Raw genomic sequence first — 17,366 nt, forward strand, 5'->3', positions numbered from 1 at the left:
GGAAACGTGTAGAACAATACGTTCCCCCATCTCCTCCACCTTATGAACAGTTACACCTTTTAATCCTGGAATATTCATGTTAAAATTCATTTGCACGTATCACCTTTCATTGCTTGTTTCTAGACAATTCAAGTATATAGAAATCGGTGATTACGTGCTTTTTTATTTATGAAATTTTTTCAAACCCCAACAAATATTATAGAGCCATAATTTTAAGTAAATAAGGCACCCTTCAAAAGGATGCCTTAGCTTTATTAATAATTCAATTTTAGTTTTATTCTAAGAAATCTTTTAAACGTTTACTACGAGACGGATGGCGTAGTTTTCTTAGGGCTTTGGCTTCGATTTGGCGAATACGTTCACGTGTTACCCCAAATACTTTCCCAACCTCTTCCAAAGTACGAGTACGACCATCATCTAAACCGAAACGAAGGCGAAGTACATTTTCTTCACGGTCTGTTAATGTGTCTAAAACATCCTCTAATTGTTCTTTCAACAATTCATAAGCAGCGTGGTCAGATGGTGATTGCGCCTCATGGTCTTCAATGAAATCACCTAAGTGAGAATCATCTTCTTCCCCTATTGGCGTTTCAAGAGATACTGGTTCTTGTGCTATTTTTAAAATCTCACGCACTTTTTCAGGTGTTAAATCCATTTCTTCCCCAATTTCTTCTGGAGATGGCTCACGACCTAAATCTTGTAATAATTGTCTTTGAACACGTATTAATTTATTAATTGTTTCCACCATGTGTACTGGAATACGAATTGTACGTGCTTGGTCAGCTATTGCACGAGTAATAGCTTGACGAATCCACCAAGTAGCGTATGTTGAAAATTTAAAGCCTTTACGATAATCAAATTTTTCAACAGCTTTAATAAGCCCCATATTTCCTTCTTGAATTAAATCCAAGAATAACATCCCTCTACCTACATACCGTTTTGCAATGGATACAACAAGTCGTAGGTTGGCTTCTGCCAAACGTTTACGTGCTTCTTCATCACCTTGTTCAATACGTTCAGCTAGTTGAATTTCTTCATCAGCAGTGAGTAAATCTACCCGACCAATCTCTTTCAAATACATTCGAACAGGGTCATTAATTTTTACTCCAGGAGGAACACTTAAGTCGTTTAAATCAAATGCTTCTTCGCTCTCTTCTTGCTTAGATAACACTTCATCTTCAAACTCTTCTTTGCCTTCCACTTGAATACCGAAGCTTTTCTCGATATCTTCTGCAAAATGAAAAATTTCTTCATTTTCCAACTCGAATGGAGCAAGTTTGTTTGAAATTTCATTCATTGAAATTTCATTATCTTTTTTTGCTTTTTGTTGTAGAAGTGTTTTTACTTCTTCAACTGATTGCTCATTTAATACATCTTTTGACTGTTCTGACTTGTCCGCCATAAAACTTCCTCCTTCTAACAACCGAATCGGGTTAAATCGCCGATAATGATTTTCTTAATTGAATGATTTGTTGGGCGATTGCAAGTGCACGTTTATGCTCATGCATTTTTTCCGCTTCCTGTGAATCATGAAGCAATTTTTTTATTTCAGCTTCAATGCGATATTTTTTTAATTGTTTCAGACAGTCCGCGATTTCAGCTTCGGCATGATCTGGATCACTTTCTACTAACGCAGCTTCCATCACAATTTTTCTTAATTCCTGATCCTCGAGTATTTCTAAAAATCGGTGATAATCAGGAGAAGCGTGTTCCTCATAAAAACCGATTAAACGCACAAATACTGCTGCGTATTCGTCGCGGGCAAATGGTTGAGGTTCATCACTTTTCAATACTCTATCTACAATTTCGAAATTGTTTAGCATATGTGATAATAGTAATCGTTCTGCTCTTTCAGTTGCAGATAAAGTTTTTTTCGGTTGAAGATCAATTTGTTTTGTTTGATTTCTTTGTTCTACTCGGTTAAAATTCTTGGCATTATTAGCTTCGAATTTTCGAAACTGTGCATAAATTGCTTCCTCAGAAATATTCGTCTCACTTGCAAGCTGTTTAATATATAAATCCCGTTCTATTGGTGAAGATCTGCCAACAAGTTGTTCAAGTACTTCCTGGATATATTGCAACACATCATTTTCAAATTGAAAATTTTTATTGCGTCTCGCATGCATCATCATAAAAGTGATATATGCATGTGGCTTGTCTAAAATTTGCTGAACAAAAGATTCCGATCCGTATTTACGAATGTATTCATCGGGATCTAATTTTTCTGGCAAAAGAGCGACTTCAACTTTTAACCGCTCCACATATAACATTTCAGCTGCACGTTTTGCTGCTTCCCAACCAGCATTATCACCGTCATAACAAATTATAATTTGCTCACTCAAGCGCTTTAACTTTGTGATGTGCTGGGTTGTTAAAGAAGTACCCATTGTTGCAACTGCGTTATATACACCAGCTTGATTGGCTGCAAGAACATCCATAAATCCTTCCATCAGAATAACCTGACGATTTTTTCGGATTGAAGTTCTTGCCTTGTCCAAATTAAAAAGTACCTGGCTTTTATGAAAAATTGGCGACTCTGGACTGTTTAAATATTTAGCCTCATCCGCTGAATCGATAATACGACCTGAAAATGCAATCACCTTTCCATTTTCATCTCGTATTGGAAACATGATTCTTCCTCTAAAGCGATCATAATAAGTATGGTCACTTTCCCTATGGATGATGAGTCCGCACTCAGCCATTTCCTCTAGTGAAAAGCCTTTTCTCTTTAACAAAACAGACAGAGTATCCCATGCTGGCATAGACCAACCTATACCATTCGTTTCGATATGTTCCTTTGTAAATCCTCTTTTTAGAAGATAATTTAAAGCAAGTTCACCATCTTCCGTATTCACCAACAAATGATGATAAAAATCGGCAGCAAATTCGTGTGCCTCAAGCATTTTTTCTTCTTTTTTTGAATAAGATGGGCCAGAGTTTTGCATACTATTGCTTTGGATATCTAAATGTATACCGACACGTTCGCCTAACTTAGCAACAGCATCTGGAAATGGTATATTTTCAATATCCATGACAAAAGTAATAGCATTACCACCAGCACCACATCCAAAGCAATGGAAAATTTGCTTATCTTGAGACACTGAAAAAGAAGGTGTATTTTCACCGTGAAATGGGCATAATCCAAACCAGTTTCGCCCTCGTTTAGTTAATTGAATATACTCGCTAATACAGTCGACTATATCTACTTGAGAACGAATTTGTTCGATCGTTTCTTCAGGTATTTTCTGGTTCACTTTATCACCAACTTCAATTGCTAAATAACACAATTCGAGATAAATAAAAAAAATCCTTTAAATTACGACAAAAAAATAATGATTTTTATCATATTTAACTCTTAAAAATATTTTTACCACAATTTTTTTATTATAAAACAACTAGATGAAAATTTCCACTTTTTTTAAAAAAATATAAAAAAGTTCTTTCATAGTACACAGTTACTAGTTAGGAATAATTAAGGCTCCCATGAAAATTTATTTTTGATAGTATTTTCTTACGAACGTACTATAGGGGCAGTGTAGAAATTTCACTTTTCTAGACAGCCCCTTCAAGTTTATTTATTTTGTTCTATTTTTTCAATAATATCATTTGCCGTTTCTTCTACGGCCTTGTTTGTTACATCTATTACTGTACAACCAATTTGTTCAACTATTTTATAAAAATTAGCTATTTCTTGTTCAATGCGAGATTTTTTTGCATAGCTTGCATCATCACTTAAACCTAATGCGATTAATCGTTCTTTTCGAATGATATTTAACTTTTCTGGTGAAATGACTAATCCAAAGCATTTTTTAGGATTTACTAAAAATAATTCTTCAGGCGGATTAATCTCTGGAACAAGCGGAACGTTTGCTACTTTATATCGTTTATGGGCTAAATACTGAGATAAAGGTGTTTTTGATGTTCTTGATACACCAATTAAAACGACATCAGCTAATAATAGTCCTCTAGGATCACGCCCATCGTCATATTTAACTGCAAACTCAACGGCTTCGATCTTTTTAAAATAGTCCTCATCCAATTTATGAACGATTCCCGCTTCCTCTAGCGCCTTTTGTTCGAGCTTTTCCTCAAAAAGCTCAATGATTGGACCTAATAAATCAATATATGAAACATTTTGTTGATGACAATAGTCTATTAGTAATCGTCTCTTCTTTTCTTCAACTAAAGTAAACACAATTATTGCATCTTGTACTTTGGCTATTTCTACAATTTTTTCAATATGGTCATTATTTTCGATATGAGGAAATCTTCGAATAATTGTGTTATCGAAATCTGGACGGAATTGTGATACAGCAGCTTTTACAACTTGCTCACCAGTTTCTCCAACTGAATCGGAAACAACAAATATTTTTAAATTTTTCAAATTAGCACTCCTTATAAATCATGCGTTTCTGCTAAAGAAATAAATGCTTTTGTAATATTCGTTTTAGTTAATCGACCAATTATTTCAAGGCCTTTTTCTGTTTCATTAACAACAGGCAATGAATCTACTTGTCTGTCAATCAACTTTTTGGCAGCCATAATTAATGAATCTGTTTTATGACAATACACAATATTAGGCATTCGCGTCATAATAATATGAACAGGAATTGTAGTTAATGCTTGCGTTCCAATACTTGTTCTTAACAAGTCTTTACGTGATAATACACCTTGTAAAAAAGAATTATCATCAACTACAAAAAGTGTACCGACGTCTTCTAAAAACATATGAACAATTGCATCATAAACTGTCATATTTTCGGATACAACAACAGGCAATGATTGGAAATCTTTTACTTTTAAATTTAACATTGACTCTGTTAGTGATGTCATCGATTTTTTACCAGAATAAAAGTAGCCAACACGCGGCCTAGCATCTAAAAACCCTGCCATAGTTAATATTGCTAAATCTGGTCGTAGAGTAGCCCTGGTCAAATTTAGACGTTCTGCAATTTGCTCACCTGTAATTGGACCATTCTCCTTAACGATTTGCAGAATCGTGTCCTGACGTTTATTGAGTTCTATTGGACTCACCCGCTTCAAATAGTGTTATACTGAATACTAAAATATTATATACTATTTTAAAGCTCATTGCGAAGAAATAAACTACATGCTACAATATTGACACACTTATGGTGCTTACCATAAAATATCATATAGAACTTCATATAAGGCAATGACAGGACAATAAGTATCTTTTCAACACCAGCGAGTAGGAATTGGTGAAAGCCTACATGAAAAGTGAAACGGCACCCTTGAGCCATTTTAGATAAAAGAGGATTGTTTGGCAAATGATATGTTTCGCAGATTGCGAGCGCTTAACTTCAACCAAACAATCAAGCGGGGTGGAACCGCGGGTGTACATACGCACTCGTCCCCGGGCGTTCAAAAGCCCGGAGACGGGTGCTTTATTATTTTATACAAAACTAGGAGGCATTTTCATGGCACAAAAATCAATGGAAACAATCGTTAACTTAGCGAAACATCGAGGCTTTGTTTTCCCTGGATCTGAAATTTATGGCGGTCTTGCAAACACTTGGGATTACGGTCCATTAGGTGTTGAACTTAAAAACAATGTAAAAAAAGCATGGTGGCAAAAATTCGTTCAAGAATCTGAATATAACGTTGGATTAGATGCTGCAATATTAATGAACCCTCGAGCTTGGGTTGCATCAGGCCACGTTGGTAACTTCAACGACCCAATGATCGACTGTAAATCATGTAAAGCTCGTCACCGCGCTGATAAATTAATCGAGGAAGCATCACTTGAAAAAACAGGTAAAGAAATCATTGTAGATGGAATGAGTTTCGACCAAATGAAAGCGAAAATGGAAGAACTTTCTGTTACTTGTCCTGAATGTGGAGCTAGCGACTTTACAGATATACGTCAATTCAATTTAATGTTCAAAACATTCCAAGGTGTAACTGAAAGCTCAACAAATGAAATTTACTTACGTCCTGAAACTGCACAAGGAATTTTCGTAAACTTCAAAAACGTACAACGTTCTATGCGTAAACGTACACCATTTGGTATCGCCCAAATCGGTAAATCATTCCGCAACGAAATTACACCAGGTAACTTTACTTTCCGTACTCGTGAATTCGAACAAATGGAACTTGAATTCTTCTGTAAGCCTGGAGAAGATCTAGAATGGCAAAACTACTGGAAAGAATTCTGTAAAAACTGGTTATTAAATTTAGGAATGAAAGAAGACAGCATTCGTCTTCGCGACCACGAGCAAGACGAATTATCTCATTACTCTAATGCAACTACTGATATTGAATTCCGCTTCCCATTCGGATGGGGTGAATTGTGGGGTATTGCAGACCGTACAGATTACGACTTAAAACAGCATATGGAACATTCTGGTGAAGATTTCACTTATATCGATACAGTAACGAATGAGCGTTACGTACCATACTGCATCGAGCCATCACTTGGAGCAGACCGCGTTACATTAGCATTCTTATGTGATGCATATGATGAAGAAGAGCTAGAAGGCGGCGACTCACGTACAGTACTTCGCTTCCACCCTGCTCTAGCACCATTCAAAGCAGCTGTATTGCCATTATCTAAAAAACTAGCTGATGAAGCAGGCGAAGTTTGGGCTGAATTACGTAAATCATTCCCTGTGGATTATGATGAATCACAATCAATCGGTAAACGTTACCGACGTCAAGATGAAATCGGTACACCATTCTGTATCACATACGACTTCGACTCAAAAGAAGACGGGCAAGTAACAGTACGCCACCGCGACAGCATGGAACAAACTCGCATGCCGATTTCGGAAGTTAAAGCGTATATTGAAAAACATCTTCAATTCTAAAAGTTATAATTTTTAATATAGCTATGCGAGTTCTGCACCGAAAGTGAAGCGACAGGTGCAAATCCCGCTTTATCCGAATCTATTTCATTTACAGAAAAACACTTACAATTTTAGTATGACTTGGAGCTTATTTCGCTGTGCGAGGTAAGCTCTTTTTTTATTGTGACCGAAAATTCTAGTCTCCATTCTATTCCTTTAATGATTACTTTTTTTCAATTTTGTATACTACTGGTAGGGGGATCATAAAAAAGGGGGATAAAGAGATGTTCTTTCAATCGGCTTCAAAACTTAAAAAAGAAAATAAAAAAAGTTGCGATTCATTTGAGAAATTACAAACAATCGTCAACATTCTACTCAAACGTGAAGTTCCATCTTCAAATACAATGCATCATTTGTTATATCATGCAAATATGAAACTCGAACAGCTAAGAATCACCTATTCATACCATCGCAAACATATCACTCTTACAACAGCAGTAGGTGTTTACCATAAAGAGGCTTATGAAGAAACGTTCAAATATTTTAATCAGCTACAGCTTTTAGTTGATGCTTATATTTCTCTAAATATAGAAGAAAATCGGCAGCAAATAAACCACCGATTATCGTTTAAAGAACATTTTATAGAAAAACTTTCGAAAGAAATAACAGAGTTTAATAACCAACATATACTACCATTTTTAGAGGAAAAATTTTGGTATGCAATAAAAGAAGATATAATGCCAATTTTAGCTGAATTGAGATAACAAGTATTCATTACACAACAAATAAAATAAGGTATTTGCTATGAAAACGTAACACCTAAAGATTGATCATAGGTGTTACGCTTTTTTATAACTGTCGTTCAATTTGTAATTTTGCACTTAAAATCAAATCAATTAATTGTCTCTCTGAATATTGTTCAACCCGAGCTTCTGGAATAACAATTGAAATCGAAGCAAGAGGCCTGTTTGTTGGCAGCAAAATTGCTGTACTTACAGAATACGCTCCTACAACACGTTCACTGCGGGATAATGCATACCCTTGACTACGTATGGCTGTCAGCTCTTTTTTTAATGCATCCACATCAATAATTGTTTGATTGGTAATCGGAATTAATTGAACGCGTTCAAAGTATTCGTTCAACTCTTGGTCTGTTAAACATGCTAATAAGCATTTTGCAGAAGCGCCTGCATATAGAGGAGATGTATGGCCAACAAATGTTTTTGCACTTAATGGATGTGTAGTGTCAAGGTTGAATATACACCTACGTTCATCACCATCAATAATATTTATGCAAACACTCTCCCCGGTCTCATCATTGATTCTCTGTAAAATCGGCTTAGAAATTGTTAGTAAACTGGATTCCTGCTCTACTAAGTAACCTAAATACAATAGTGAAAGGCCCAGTTGATATTCTTTTGTTTTTTCGTCTTTATGCAAAAAACCTTCGTAAACTAAAGTTGAAACAAACCGCTGTAAACTTGAAATACCAATACCTGTTTTTTTATGCAATTCAGTTAAGGACAGTCTTGGTTGCTCTTTGCTAAATGCACGCAGCACATGTATCGCCTTATGAACTGATTGCATTGTATAGTTCTTTTGGAAGGTTATTTGATCCATCTTCTCACCCTGTCTATTTACCAGCTTTTTATTTCCATAAAAAAGTTTTAAGTTAATTACTATCTTTGTTTAGATAGCAAGCTAAAAAATCTTCCGTATCTTCTCCAAGTAATGGAGCAGCTCGATTATACTGGATGTTTAGGTCTGAATATTGTAATGGATTTTTTATAAACCTCATTTTTTCATATTGTGAATGCTCAATTACACCTATTAAATTTCGGTCTTCAACTTGTTGCTGTGCAAGAGCCTCTTCAATTGTATTGACTCGACCAGCCGGAATTTTATGATCCCTCAGCAGCTCAATCCACTCATCTCGTGTTTTTTGCTTCATTATTTCTGAAATATAACCTATGAGTTCACCTTCATTTTCCTTCCGTGCTAGATTGGTGTAAAATCGTTTATCTTCTATCCAATCTGTTCGATCAATCATGTTGCAAAACTGAACAAATTGTCGATTTGTACCTACACATACCATTAACGGTCCGTCAGCACACTCAAATACTTGGTATGGCGCCACATTATTATGACTGTTGCCGAGTCTTTTAGAAATAAATCCACCATTTAGATAACTGCTTGCGACATTCGCTAAACTACTAATTTGTACATCTAGCAACGATATATCGATAAATTGACCTTTACCTGTAATATCTCTCATCCTAAGTGCAGATAAAATACCAATCACTACATAGAGAGAGGTTAAAATATCTGCGATTGGAATACCTACTTTCATCGGCTCTCCGTCCTTATCACCTGTGACAGACATAAGCCCACTCATTGCCTGAATAACAGGATCAAATCCCGGTTCCTTTGAAAGTGCTCCTGATTGTCCGAATCCCGTAACAGCACAATGAATGATGCGCGGATTTATCGATTTTAACACTTCGTATCCTAAACCCATTTTTCCATATCGCCTGCTTTAAAATTTTCCAAAACGACATCCGCGTCTTTTATAAGTTCTAGGAATATATGAACATCTTTCTCATCTTTTAAATTCAGCAAAATTGATTTCTTATTTCGATTTGCGCATAAATAATACGTACTTTGACCATTCATATATGGGCCCCAGTCACGCATGCTGTCTGATCCATCTGGATGCTCTATCCGAATCACTTCAGCACCCAAGTCACCTAAAATCATTGAGCCAGCAGGTGCTGCGTAAATTCTTGATAAATCCAAAATACGAATATCCTCTATTGGTTGTGGCATCGTATCACTACCTTTTCTATTCTAATTAAATTCCGCCTTTCTTTTCTCAAGTACAGCCTGAACACCTTCCTTATAATCCGGCAATTCTGTAACTAACCCCATGTTTGAAGAAATATAATCTAGAGAAGAACGCAGTGACATCGTTTGACTCTGATAAACTGCACGTTTAATCATTTGAATAGCAGTTTGTGGACCTTGAACTAATTTTTTTACATACTCTTGTGTGAAATGCTCGAGATCACCATCTGGAACGACGAATGTAACCAAGCCTTTTTCTTTCGCCTCTGCGGCTGTTATTACCCGTGCTGTCCAAAGCATATCGAGAGCCTGGTCAATACCAACGAGCTTCGGTAAAAAGTAGGCAGCACCATCTCCAGGTACAATACCTACTTTGATATAGCTTTCCGAAAACTTGGTAGACTCTGCTGCAATCCGAATGTCACACATAAGCGCCATATCGAGTCCTGCCCCAAATGCAAATCCGTGTACTTGAGCTATAACCGGCTTATCAATCTCTTCAAGTAAAAGGGGTACACGTTGAACTTTTTTCCACAATGAATTTTTGCGTGCAAGAGCAGTAGATGCAATGTCTTCTGAACTTTCGTAAAAACCTTTCCCGGCAGCCATTGCTTTTACATCTCCCCCAGCGCAAAAGCATTTGCCGTTACCCTTTACAATCAGTGCTCGAATTTCGTCAGAATCTCGCACAGCTTCCAACGCTTTAATCCAGCTTATAATCATTTCTTCGCTAAATGCATTCATACTTTCCGGTCTATTTAATGTTATCGTGGCAACATAATCCTTAATTTCAAATAATAAATCAGCCATTTGTTTCTCCTCCTATTGGTTGAATCACATTATTGGACTTTGTAATGAATTCCCATAAATCCATCTCTGATTGCAATAGAGTTTGAGCTAAGACTTTTTTCCAATAGTATGATGTATAGCCTTCTTCACGCCATGACCACAATCTTCGTGTATAGTGATGTAAGTTATGCTCATGTGTAACACCAATCGCTGCATGTACTTGATGTGCGGAAGTTGCAACAATTCTACTGGATTCATCAATACGTAAGCGCGCTAAAGCAACCTCGTATTCTTCTCTACCTTCTGCTAACGCACTAATCATATTATCTACGGAAGTATTTGTGATAGCTGTTTCTCCTGCTAGAATCGCAATATGCTGTTGAATTAATTGAAAGCGATGTATTGGACGTCCAAACTGCTGTCTTTCTTTTGAGTATTGCACGGTTAATTCATTTGCTTTTTCAAGGGCACCGCTCATTTTCGCAATGTTTGCTGCTGTATTAATTTTCTTTAAGCTTTGAATGAGCTCATATGGCACAACAATTTTTTGAATAACTGCAGCATTATTAAATGTAATGCTATCTCTAGGTTCAGCTGCAAGGTTGATTTGTTTAGTTATGGCTGCATTTTCTAAAGGTATTTGAACGATATAGTAATCGTCTTGTTGTTTCGCGGCAGTAACAAGTTGCTGCATATGCCTAGCCCATGGTACATTGTGCAGCAGACCTGATAGACGATCTTCTTGCAATTCTAACATCTGCTCTTCATCGATTAGTATCGTAGCTCTTTCAGTAATAGGTGATAACCCGCTAGTTTCAAGTGTGAAATTAGCTAATGTATGTTCAACAAATGGTATAGGAACTGCATACCTTCCTACTAATCTATAAACATTAAAAATGCAATCGAGGTCCCCTCCAACCCCTCCATGCTCTTCTAAAAGAGCGAAATTCAGCATTTCATTTTCAGCCAATAGCTCCCATAAATTTTCTGCCCATTTTCCTTCTTCAAGTAAATCAACTGTTTCCTTATCAGCACAATCTTTAAAAATTTTATCAATTACTTCAATAAGCATATCTTTCATTTCACTCATCCAGCGACAACTCCCTTCGCTACTATGCCATATAAAACTTCAGAAGTACCTCCACGAATTGTAAATCCAGGCGAATGTAAAATTGCTTCAGCCATATATCGGTCAAAATTTTTATGTGCTTCTAAACATGGCATTGTTTGAACTAGCAAACGTGCCACTTCAGGAACTTTTTGCTCAAATTTAGTGCCAATACTTTTAACAAGTGCTGCTGGAATTGCAACCTCGCCGCCTTCCTCTAACATCTTTGCAACACCAATTGATAAATTTCGTAATCCCCACATTTCAGCAATTAGTTTTGATGCTTCCCCTAGCCCAATCAAATCTCCTTGCTTTTTTAGCTCTTCTACTAATTCATTTAATAGAGGGAAAGTACTTAAAATTCGTTCAGGACCGCTTCGTTCATAGGCAAGCTCCGCTAAACCCTGCACCCACCCGTTTCCTAAGGTTCCAACAACCATATTATCTGGCACAAAAACGTTTTCAAAGAATACATCATTGAAATGGTTTTCGCCAGTTAAATAACGAATCGGTTTTATTTCTACCCCGTCTGCATGTAAGTCAATTATAAGTTGGCTAAGCCCCTTATGCTTTTTCTCTGGATCAAGAGGTTCCGTACGAACGAGCGTCACCATGTAGTGTGCATCATGTGCGTTACTCGTCCATGTTTTTGCACCATTTACAAGCCAACCACCTTCTACTTTTGTTGCGCGAGTACTGACTGATGCTAAATCAGAGCCGCTATTTGGTTCACTAAGACCAATGGCAAAGAAACATTCACCCTTTACGATTTTTGGCAGGAAAAACTTTCGCTGCTCTTCTGTTCCAAATCGCAATAAAAGTGGCCCTGTTTGACGATCTGCAAACCAATGCGCCGCTACTGGTGCACCAACTGCTAAAAATTCCTCTGTCAAAATATAGCGGTCAATTGAACTTCTCCCCCCTCCACCATATTCCTCCGGCCATGTCATTCCAATCCAGCCCTGTTTAGCAATTATTTTGGAGAAAGAAGGATCACTTCCACTTAACCATGAATCACATTTTGTATTAAATGTTCCCAGCTCGATTTGCTTTTTTAAAAAAGATCGAACCTCTAAACGAAATTTCTCTTGTTGTTCAGTAAACTGAACTGTCGGTAACTTCATTTCCACATCCCCTTTACACGATTACGGTAATTATTATTATATATGCGTATATTTTTGATTTATGTCACCAAAGTAAATTTTCAGTTTTATGAGAATCATTTACAAAATAAAAAAACAATTCAGTATGTATCTGAATTGCTTTTTTCCTTCTTAATTGAGATGTGGGCGATTACTTCACAAATGAGGGCGATATTGCCACAAATCAGGGCGATAACCTCACAAAAGTGAGTGATGTTTTGGTTGTTTTATAAATTTTTTTACTAATTATCATTCTTCTTATTTTGTAATTCCGGTGTGCGTTCCAGCTGTTCAATAAAGGAGCGGGACTTTAATCGAATTCCGGTTTGCTCTTCATAAATTGTTGTAACAATTTTTTTAATAAAATGCTTCGTTCCTTTTTTTAAATCTAATTTGCCAACCTGTTCAATTGGTACAGTATAAAACATTCGGATTAATTTTAATTGTGTTGGGGTTAATCGAATAATATATGGATCTAAGTGAAAGCATCGATGGCATAAAAAACCGCCTTGAGAAAACGAAAAGGCAAATTCACCTTCTACTTGTCCACATGAAGCACATGCATGCAAAACTGGTTGAACACCTGTGTAGGGCAACAGTTTCCAATCTACAAAAAGAGCGATTGCTTCTGGATCATAACCTTCTTCAATAGCATGTAGTGCTTGCTGTAATACTTCAAAAGCAAAAGGCTGCGGACTTCCCTCATCTACTAGTCTATCCATAAGTTCTACAATATAACTCGCATAGGCGGTTGCCATAATTTCTGTTTGTATATTGCGCATGGAGCTAATATGTTCCCCCTGCTGCAACGTCCCCATACCACTAGTTCTCTGAACGACAAACATTCCATGCATAAAGGTTTGCGTTATACCAGCTAACCTACTTGTCGGCTTTTTTGCTCCGCGCGCCATTACTGCAACTTTGCCCGCCTCTCTCGTCATCAGCGTAACGATTTTATTTGATTCCCCATAGGAACGGGATTTTAATACAATGCCTTCCCATTTGTTTAGCATTGGCGGCACTTCCTTCAATTGAATTTCTACTTTCTATTATACATAAAAAAGAACACCTGCAAGAAATTCAGGTATTCATATTTATTAATTATTTTTGTTATTGTATTTCAATTGAGGCGCGAGTTACTCCTCTATTGAAAGATGCCTCTAATGCTTCTGAAATATCATCCAAGGTAAAATTGCAATTTAAAATATTACTAAATGGATATTGGTTTATATTGTTACTCAAAAATTGCAATGATTTATATAAATACCATGGCTGATATCGAATAATTCCTTTTATTTCTACGCCTTTTCTAGTCATAAGACCCGGATCAAATTCAGTTAATTTCCCAGGAGATATATTCCCTATAGAAATATATTTACCACCAGATTTAATTAAATGGATTCCCTCTGCAAAAGCAGCAGGTACACCTGTGAGCTCCATGACTACATCCGCACCAATGTTATTTGTATATGCTAATACCTTTTCGACACGTTCTTCCAATGAAGAGTAATCTGTCATGGATAAAGTTATATCCGCACCGAATTTTTTCGCCAATTCTAGTCTGTTCTCGACTGCATCAATTACAATAACATTTGCTCCAAAAGTCTTTGCTACTGCGGTTGCGTTCAACCCTAATCCGCCTGCCCCTTGGATGACAATTGTATCTCCATATTTCAACCCGGATTGTTCAATTCCATAATATACTTGAGACAGCGCACAATTGGCACTAGCTGCTACTTCATTTGGAATATTATCCGGTACTTTGTAAAAATATTGGTATGGATGGATATAGTAATGTGTTGCAAAAGATCCATGGAAATGAGGATATTCATGAGCTTCTTTGCTCCAATATTCATATGCATTGTCACAAATATTAAAATATCCCTGCAGACAATTTTTGCATTTTTTACATGTTAAAAAATAAGCGGCTGCTATTCGATCTCCCACTTTAATAGGTTGTCCAGCATAATCAGTCGTTACATCTTCACCTAATTCTATAATTTCGCCAACCATTTCATGACCCATTACACCTGATTTTTTTGTCGGATGAAACCCTTTCCAAATATGAAGCTCTGAACCGCATACATTTGTTCTAATTACTTTCACTAAAACAGAACCTTTTGAAGCTTTTGGCAGATCATACTCCTCAAAAATCATTTTTTCCGGCTCAGTCATTACTGCAACTTTCCCTTTCATTCCCATACCCCCATGCAATAGTCTTTCTTCTAACATATGAATGAAATGAAACAATTATTTTTCAAAGTAGATATACTTCAAGATTTGTTCAACAAAAAAAGCCTCAAAAGTATACATTCCAAACTTTTGAGACTTTCTTTTAATTTTTAGTATTCATCTTCTCTATAGCCAAAGTCGCGTAAAAACGTAGATTTATTGCGCCAATCTTTTTGAACCTTTACCCAAAGTTCCAAATATACTTTTGAGCCGAGAAGCATCTCTATATCTTTACGTGCAAGTGTACCTACTTCTTTTAATAGTGCACCACGTTTTCCAATAACAATTCCTTTTTGGGAGTCCCGTTCTACCATGATTGTTGCCTGTACTCGGATCTTGTTGTCATTTTCTTCATCACGTTTAATTTTATCAATAACAACAGCAATCGAATGTGGAATCTCCTCACGTGTTAAATGGAGAACCTTTTCACGAATTAACTCCGAAATAATAAAACGTTCGGGATGATCTGTTACTTGGTCTGATGGGTAATATTGAGGCCCTTCAGGCAAATATTTCTCAATTGTTTCTAATAAGTTTTCCACATTATTTCCTTGTAGTGCAGAAATAGGGATAATTTCTGCAAAAGGAAGCTTTTCTTTATATGTTTCAATGATGCGAATAATCTCATCAGGGTGAATTTGGTCGATTTTATTTATTATGAGAAAAACAGGTGTTTCAGTTCCCTGTAGTAATTCAAGAATGAACTCATCACCTTTTCCAAGTTCCTCTTCAGCATTAACCATAAACATAATTAAGTCAACTTCTCTTAAAGTATCCTTTGATACTTTAATCATGAATTCACCCAGTTTATGCTTTGGTTTATGAATCCCAGGTGTATCAATGAATATCATTTGAGAATGTTCACGTGTAAGAACACCTTGAATTTTATTTCTTGTTGTTTGAGGTTTATCTGACATTATGGCAATTTTTTGGCCAATAACTCGATTTAAAAAAGTTGATTTACCGACATTCGGTCTACCAATAATGGAAATAAACCCTGATTTAAAGCTTTTGTTTTCCTGCATTATCTAAATCCTCCGGTGTAAAGGCGCCTGGTAATAACTCGCCCACTGTCGTTTGTTGTAAGTCTCCTTTTAAGTTCGTTAAGTAAACCGGCATATCTGGTGAACAAAACTCTGAAATCACTTGTCGGCATGCACCACATGGGGAACATGGACGGTCAGTATCTGCTACGACTGCAAGCCCAGTAAATTTAGTTACTCCCTCGGAAACTGCTTTAAAGATAGCTGTTCTTTCTGCACAGTTTGCTAAACCATAACTAGAGTTTTCAATATTACAGCCAAGATAAACTTGTCCATCCTCAGTTAATAAAGCTGCTCCTACCGGAAACTTTGAATACGGTACATAAGCTTTTTGTCGTGCTATTTTAGATTGCTCAATTAATGATTTCATATCCACTGTCATAATAATGGATACCCCCTCTTTATAAACTCTTTATTTTTAGATGTTAGCGCAAGAACCCAGCCATCTCGGGTGGAAAGCTTATCGATTCGGGCTTTTATCCGCACATGGATGTGCATGTACCAACAACGGCACACGTGACACTTGCACCAACTTATTGCTAATCAGACGCTTCCCGCTTTTCTTAGAACCATTTAGGAAGAAAGATAAGTAAACCGATTATAACACTTGCAAGCGCAAATACAAGTACAGCGCCTGCCGCAATATCTTTTGCTTGTTTTGCAAGTGGGTGAATTTCAGGTGAAGCTAAATCGACTATACTCTCAATAGCAGTATTCATCATCTCAGCGCCAATAACTAAGACAATGATAATAATTAATACTAGCCACTCTAAATAGCTTAACCCAGTAACTAACCCTGCTGCTACAACAATAAATGCACTTAAAATATGAATGCGCATATTCTGTTCTTTCATTGCTGAAAAAATGCCATAAAGTGCATAACCAAAAGACTTAAAAAGTTTACGAACGTCCATTAAAATCACGGCCTAAACCAAATGAAGATAAAATTTCATCCTGTTTGCCAAACATAACTTTCTCATCTTCTGGTGTCATATGGTCGTACCCTAAAAGGTGGAGAAAACCATGAACTGCTAGGAAGCCTAGTTCTCGTTCAAAAGAATGTCCATACTCGTTTGCCTGTTCTTTTGTGCGATCAGTCGAAATAATGATATCTCCTAATATTCTCGGAATATCCTCTCCAACGATTTCCACTTCACCCTCCCCTAATTCTTCTAAAGCAAATGAAATAACATCTGTTGGCTGATCTTTATCCCGATATTGACGGTTGATTTCATGAATCGCTTCATTCGTTACAAATGTAATTGATACTTCACTTCCATCCTCAATATTTAAAGTGTCTGCTGCATGTTGAAGAAGTTTTTCAACCAGTTCGAGATGTTCTTCTTTTACTTCATTTGTTTCATCTAAAAAATCAATATTTAACATGACTTCCTCCTAA

The 17,366-nt window shown here is 36.6% G+C and carries 16 protein-coding genes and 1 pseudogene; 2 read left to right on the forward strand and 15 right to left on the reverse strand.

What is annotated here, in order from left to right; genetic code table 11:
* Positions 1–274 precede the first annotated feature (274 nt).
* From rpoD to ccpN, 4 genes are all read right to left on the reverse strand, one after another.
* Positions 275–1,402, reverse strand: a complete 1,128-nt coding sequence (rpoD, locus tag EKG35_RS02465; protein ID WP_126292736.1) for an RNA polymerase sigma factor RpoD — start codon at positions 1,400–1,402, stop codon at positions 275–277.
* Between the two features lie 31 nt (positions 1,403–1,433).
* Positions 1,434–3,254: a DNA primase gene (gene dnaG, locus EKG35_RS02470; protein ID WP_126292832.1), complete on the reverse strand. Its 1,821-nt coding sequence runs from the start codon at positions 3,252–3,254 to the stop codon at positions 1,434–1,436.
* A gap of 317 nt (positions 3,255–3,571) precedes the next feature.
* The gene (locus EKG35_RS02475) at positions 3,572–4,384 is read right to left on the reverse strand and encodes a pyruvate, water dikinase regulatory protein (protein ID WP_126292737.1); all 813 of its coding nucleotides are present in this window, start codon (positions 4,382–4,384) and stop codon (positions 3,572–3,574) included.
* An 11-nt stretch (positions 4,385–4,395) separates the two neighbouring features.
* Positions 4,396–5,034, reverse strand: coding sequence for a transcriptional regulator CcpN (gene ccpN, locus EKG35_RS02480; RefSeq protein ID WP_126292833.1), 639 nt, complete (start codon positions 5,032–5,034; stop codon positions 4,396–4,398).
* Between the two features lie 407 nt (positions 5,035–5,441).
* Between ccpN and EKG35_RS02485 the strand changes: the two genes are divergently transcribed.
* Positions 5,442–6,830, forward strand: coding sequence for a glycine--tRNA ligase (locus EKG35_RS02485; RefSeq protein WP_126292738.1), 1,389 nt, complete (start codon positions 5,442–5,444; stop codon positions 6,828–6,830).
* 263 nt (positions 6,831–7,093) lie between these two features.
* Positions 7,094–7,573 carry a hypothetical protein gene (locus EKG35_RS02490; RefSeq protein WP_126292739.1) on the forward strand — a complete coding sequence of 160 codons (480 nt, stop codon included), beginning with the start codon at positions 7,094–7,096 and terminating at the stop codon, positions 7,571–7,573.
* 85 nt (positions 7,574–7,658) lie between these two features.
* On the opposite strand, the gene EKG35_RS02495 is transcribed toward EKG35_RS02490, so the two are convergent.
* The 11 genes and pseudogenes from EKG35_RS02495 to ybeY form a co-directional block, all read right to left on the reverse strand.
* The gene (locus EKG35_RS02495) at positions 7,659–8,429 is read right to left on the reverse strand and encodes an IclR family transcriptional regulator (RefSeq protein WP_126292740.1); all 771 of its coding nucleotides are present in this window, start codon (positions 8,427–8,429) and stop codon (positions 7,659–7,661) included.
* Positions 8,430–8,481: 52 nt separating this feature from the next.
* Positions 8,482–9,635 (reverse strand): annotated as a pseudogene (locus EKG35_RS02500) (CaiB/BaiF CoA transferase family protein).
* Positions 9,636–9,656: 21 nt separating this feature from the next.
* Positions 9,657–10,463 carry an enoyl-CoA hydratase/isomerase family protein gene (locus EKG35_RS02505; protein WP_126292741.1) on the reverse strand — a complete coding sequence of 269 codons (807 nt, stop codon included), beginning with the start codon at positions 10,461–10,463 and terminating at the stop codon, positions 9,657–9,659.
* Positions 10,456–11,532 (reverse strand): acyl-CoA dehydrogenase family protein, encoded by a 1,077-nt coding sequence (locus tag EKG35_RS02510; protein ID WP_126292742.1) that lies wholly within the window; start codon positions 11,530–11,532, stop codon positions 10,456–10,458. The genes EKG35_RS02505 and EKG35_RS02510 overlap by 8 nt, the downstream gene beginning before the upstream one ends.
* Complete coding sequence (locus tag EKG35_RS02515; RefSeq protein WP_126292743.1) at positions 11,529–12,674, reverse strand: acyl-CoA dehydrogenase family protein; 1,146 nt, start codon at positions 12,672–12,674, stop codon at positions 11,529–11,531. The genes EKG35_RS02510 and EKG35_RS02515 overlap by 4 nt, the downstream gene beginning before the upstream one ends.
* A gap of 260 nt (positions 12,675–12,934) precedes the next feature.
* Positions 12,935–13,705 carry a DNA repair protein RecO gene (gene recO / locus EKG35_RS02520; protein WP_126292744.1) on the reverse strand — a complete coding sequence of 257 codons (771 nt, stop codon included), beginning with the start codon at positions 13,703–13,705 and terminating at the stop codon, positions 12,935–12,937.
* A gap of 97 nt (positions 13,706–13,802) precedes the next feature.
* On the reverse strand, positions 13,803–14,888 hold the full coding sequence (locus EKG35_RS02525; protein ID WP_126292745.1) for a zinc-binding dehydrogenase: 1,086 nt from the start codon (positions 14,886–14,888) through the stop codon (positions 13,803–13,805).
* Between the two features lie 146 nt (positions 14,889–15,034).
* A complete protein-coding gene (era, locus tag EKG35_RS02530; protein ID WP_126292746.1) occupies positions 15,035–15,949 on the reverse strand; it encodes a GTPase Era in 915 nt (304 codons plus the stop codon).
* The gene (locus EKG35_RS02535) at positions 15,927–16,349 is read right to left on the reverse strand and encodes a cytidine deaminase (RefSeq protein WP_185807617.1); all 423 of its coding nucleotides are present in this window, start codon (positions 16,347–16,349) and stop codon (positions 15,927–15,929) included. Before EKG35_RS02535 ends, era begins: the two co-directional genes overlap by 23 nt.
* A 181-nt stretch (positions 16,350–16,530) precedes the next feature.
* Positions 16,531–16,881: a diacylglycerol kinase family protein gene (locus EKG35_RS02540; RefSeq protein WP_126292747.1), complete on the reverse strand. Its 351-nt coding sequence runs from the start codon at positions 16,879–16,881 to the stop codon at positions 16,531–16,533.
* A complete protein-coding gene (ybeY, locus tag EKG35_RS02545) occupies positions 16,868–17,353 on the reverse strand; it encodes an rRNA maturation RNase YbeY (RefSeq protein WP_126292748.1) in 486 nt (161 codons plus the stop codon). Before ybeY ends, EKG35_RS02540 begins: the two co-directional genes overlap by 14 nt.
* Positions 17,354–17,366: the final 13 nt, after the last annotated feature.

This window comes from Lysinibacillus telephonicus (assembly GCF_003966145.1).
GTDB classification, from domain to species: domain Bacteria; phylum Bacillota; class Bacilli; order Bacillales_A; family Planococcaceae; genus Ureibacillus; species Ureibacillus telephonicus.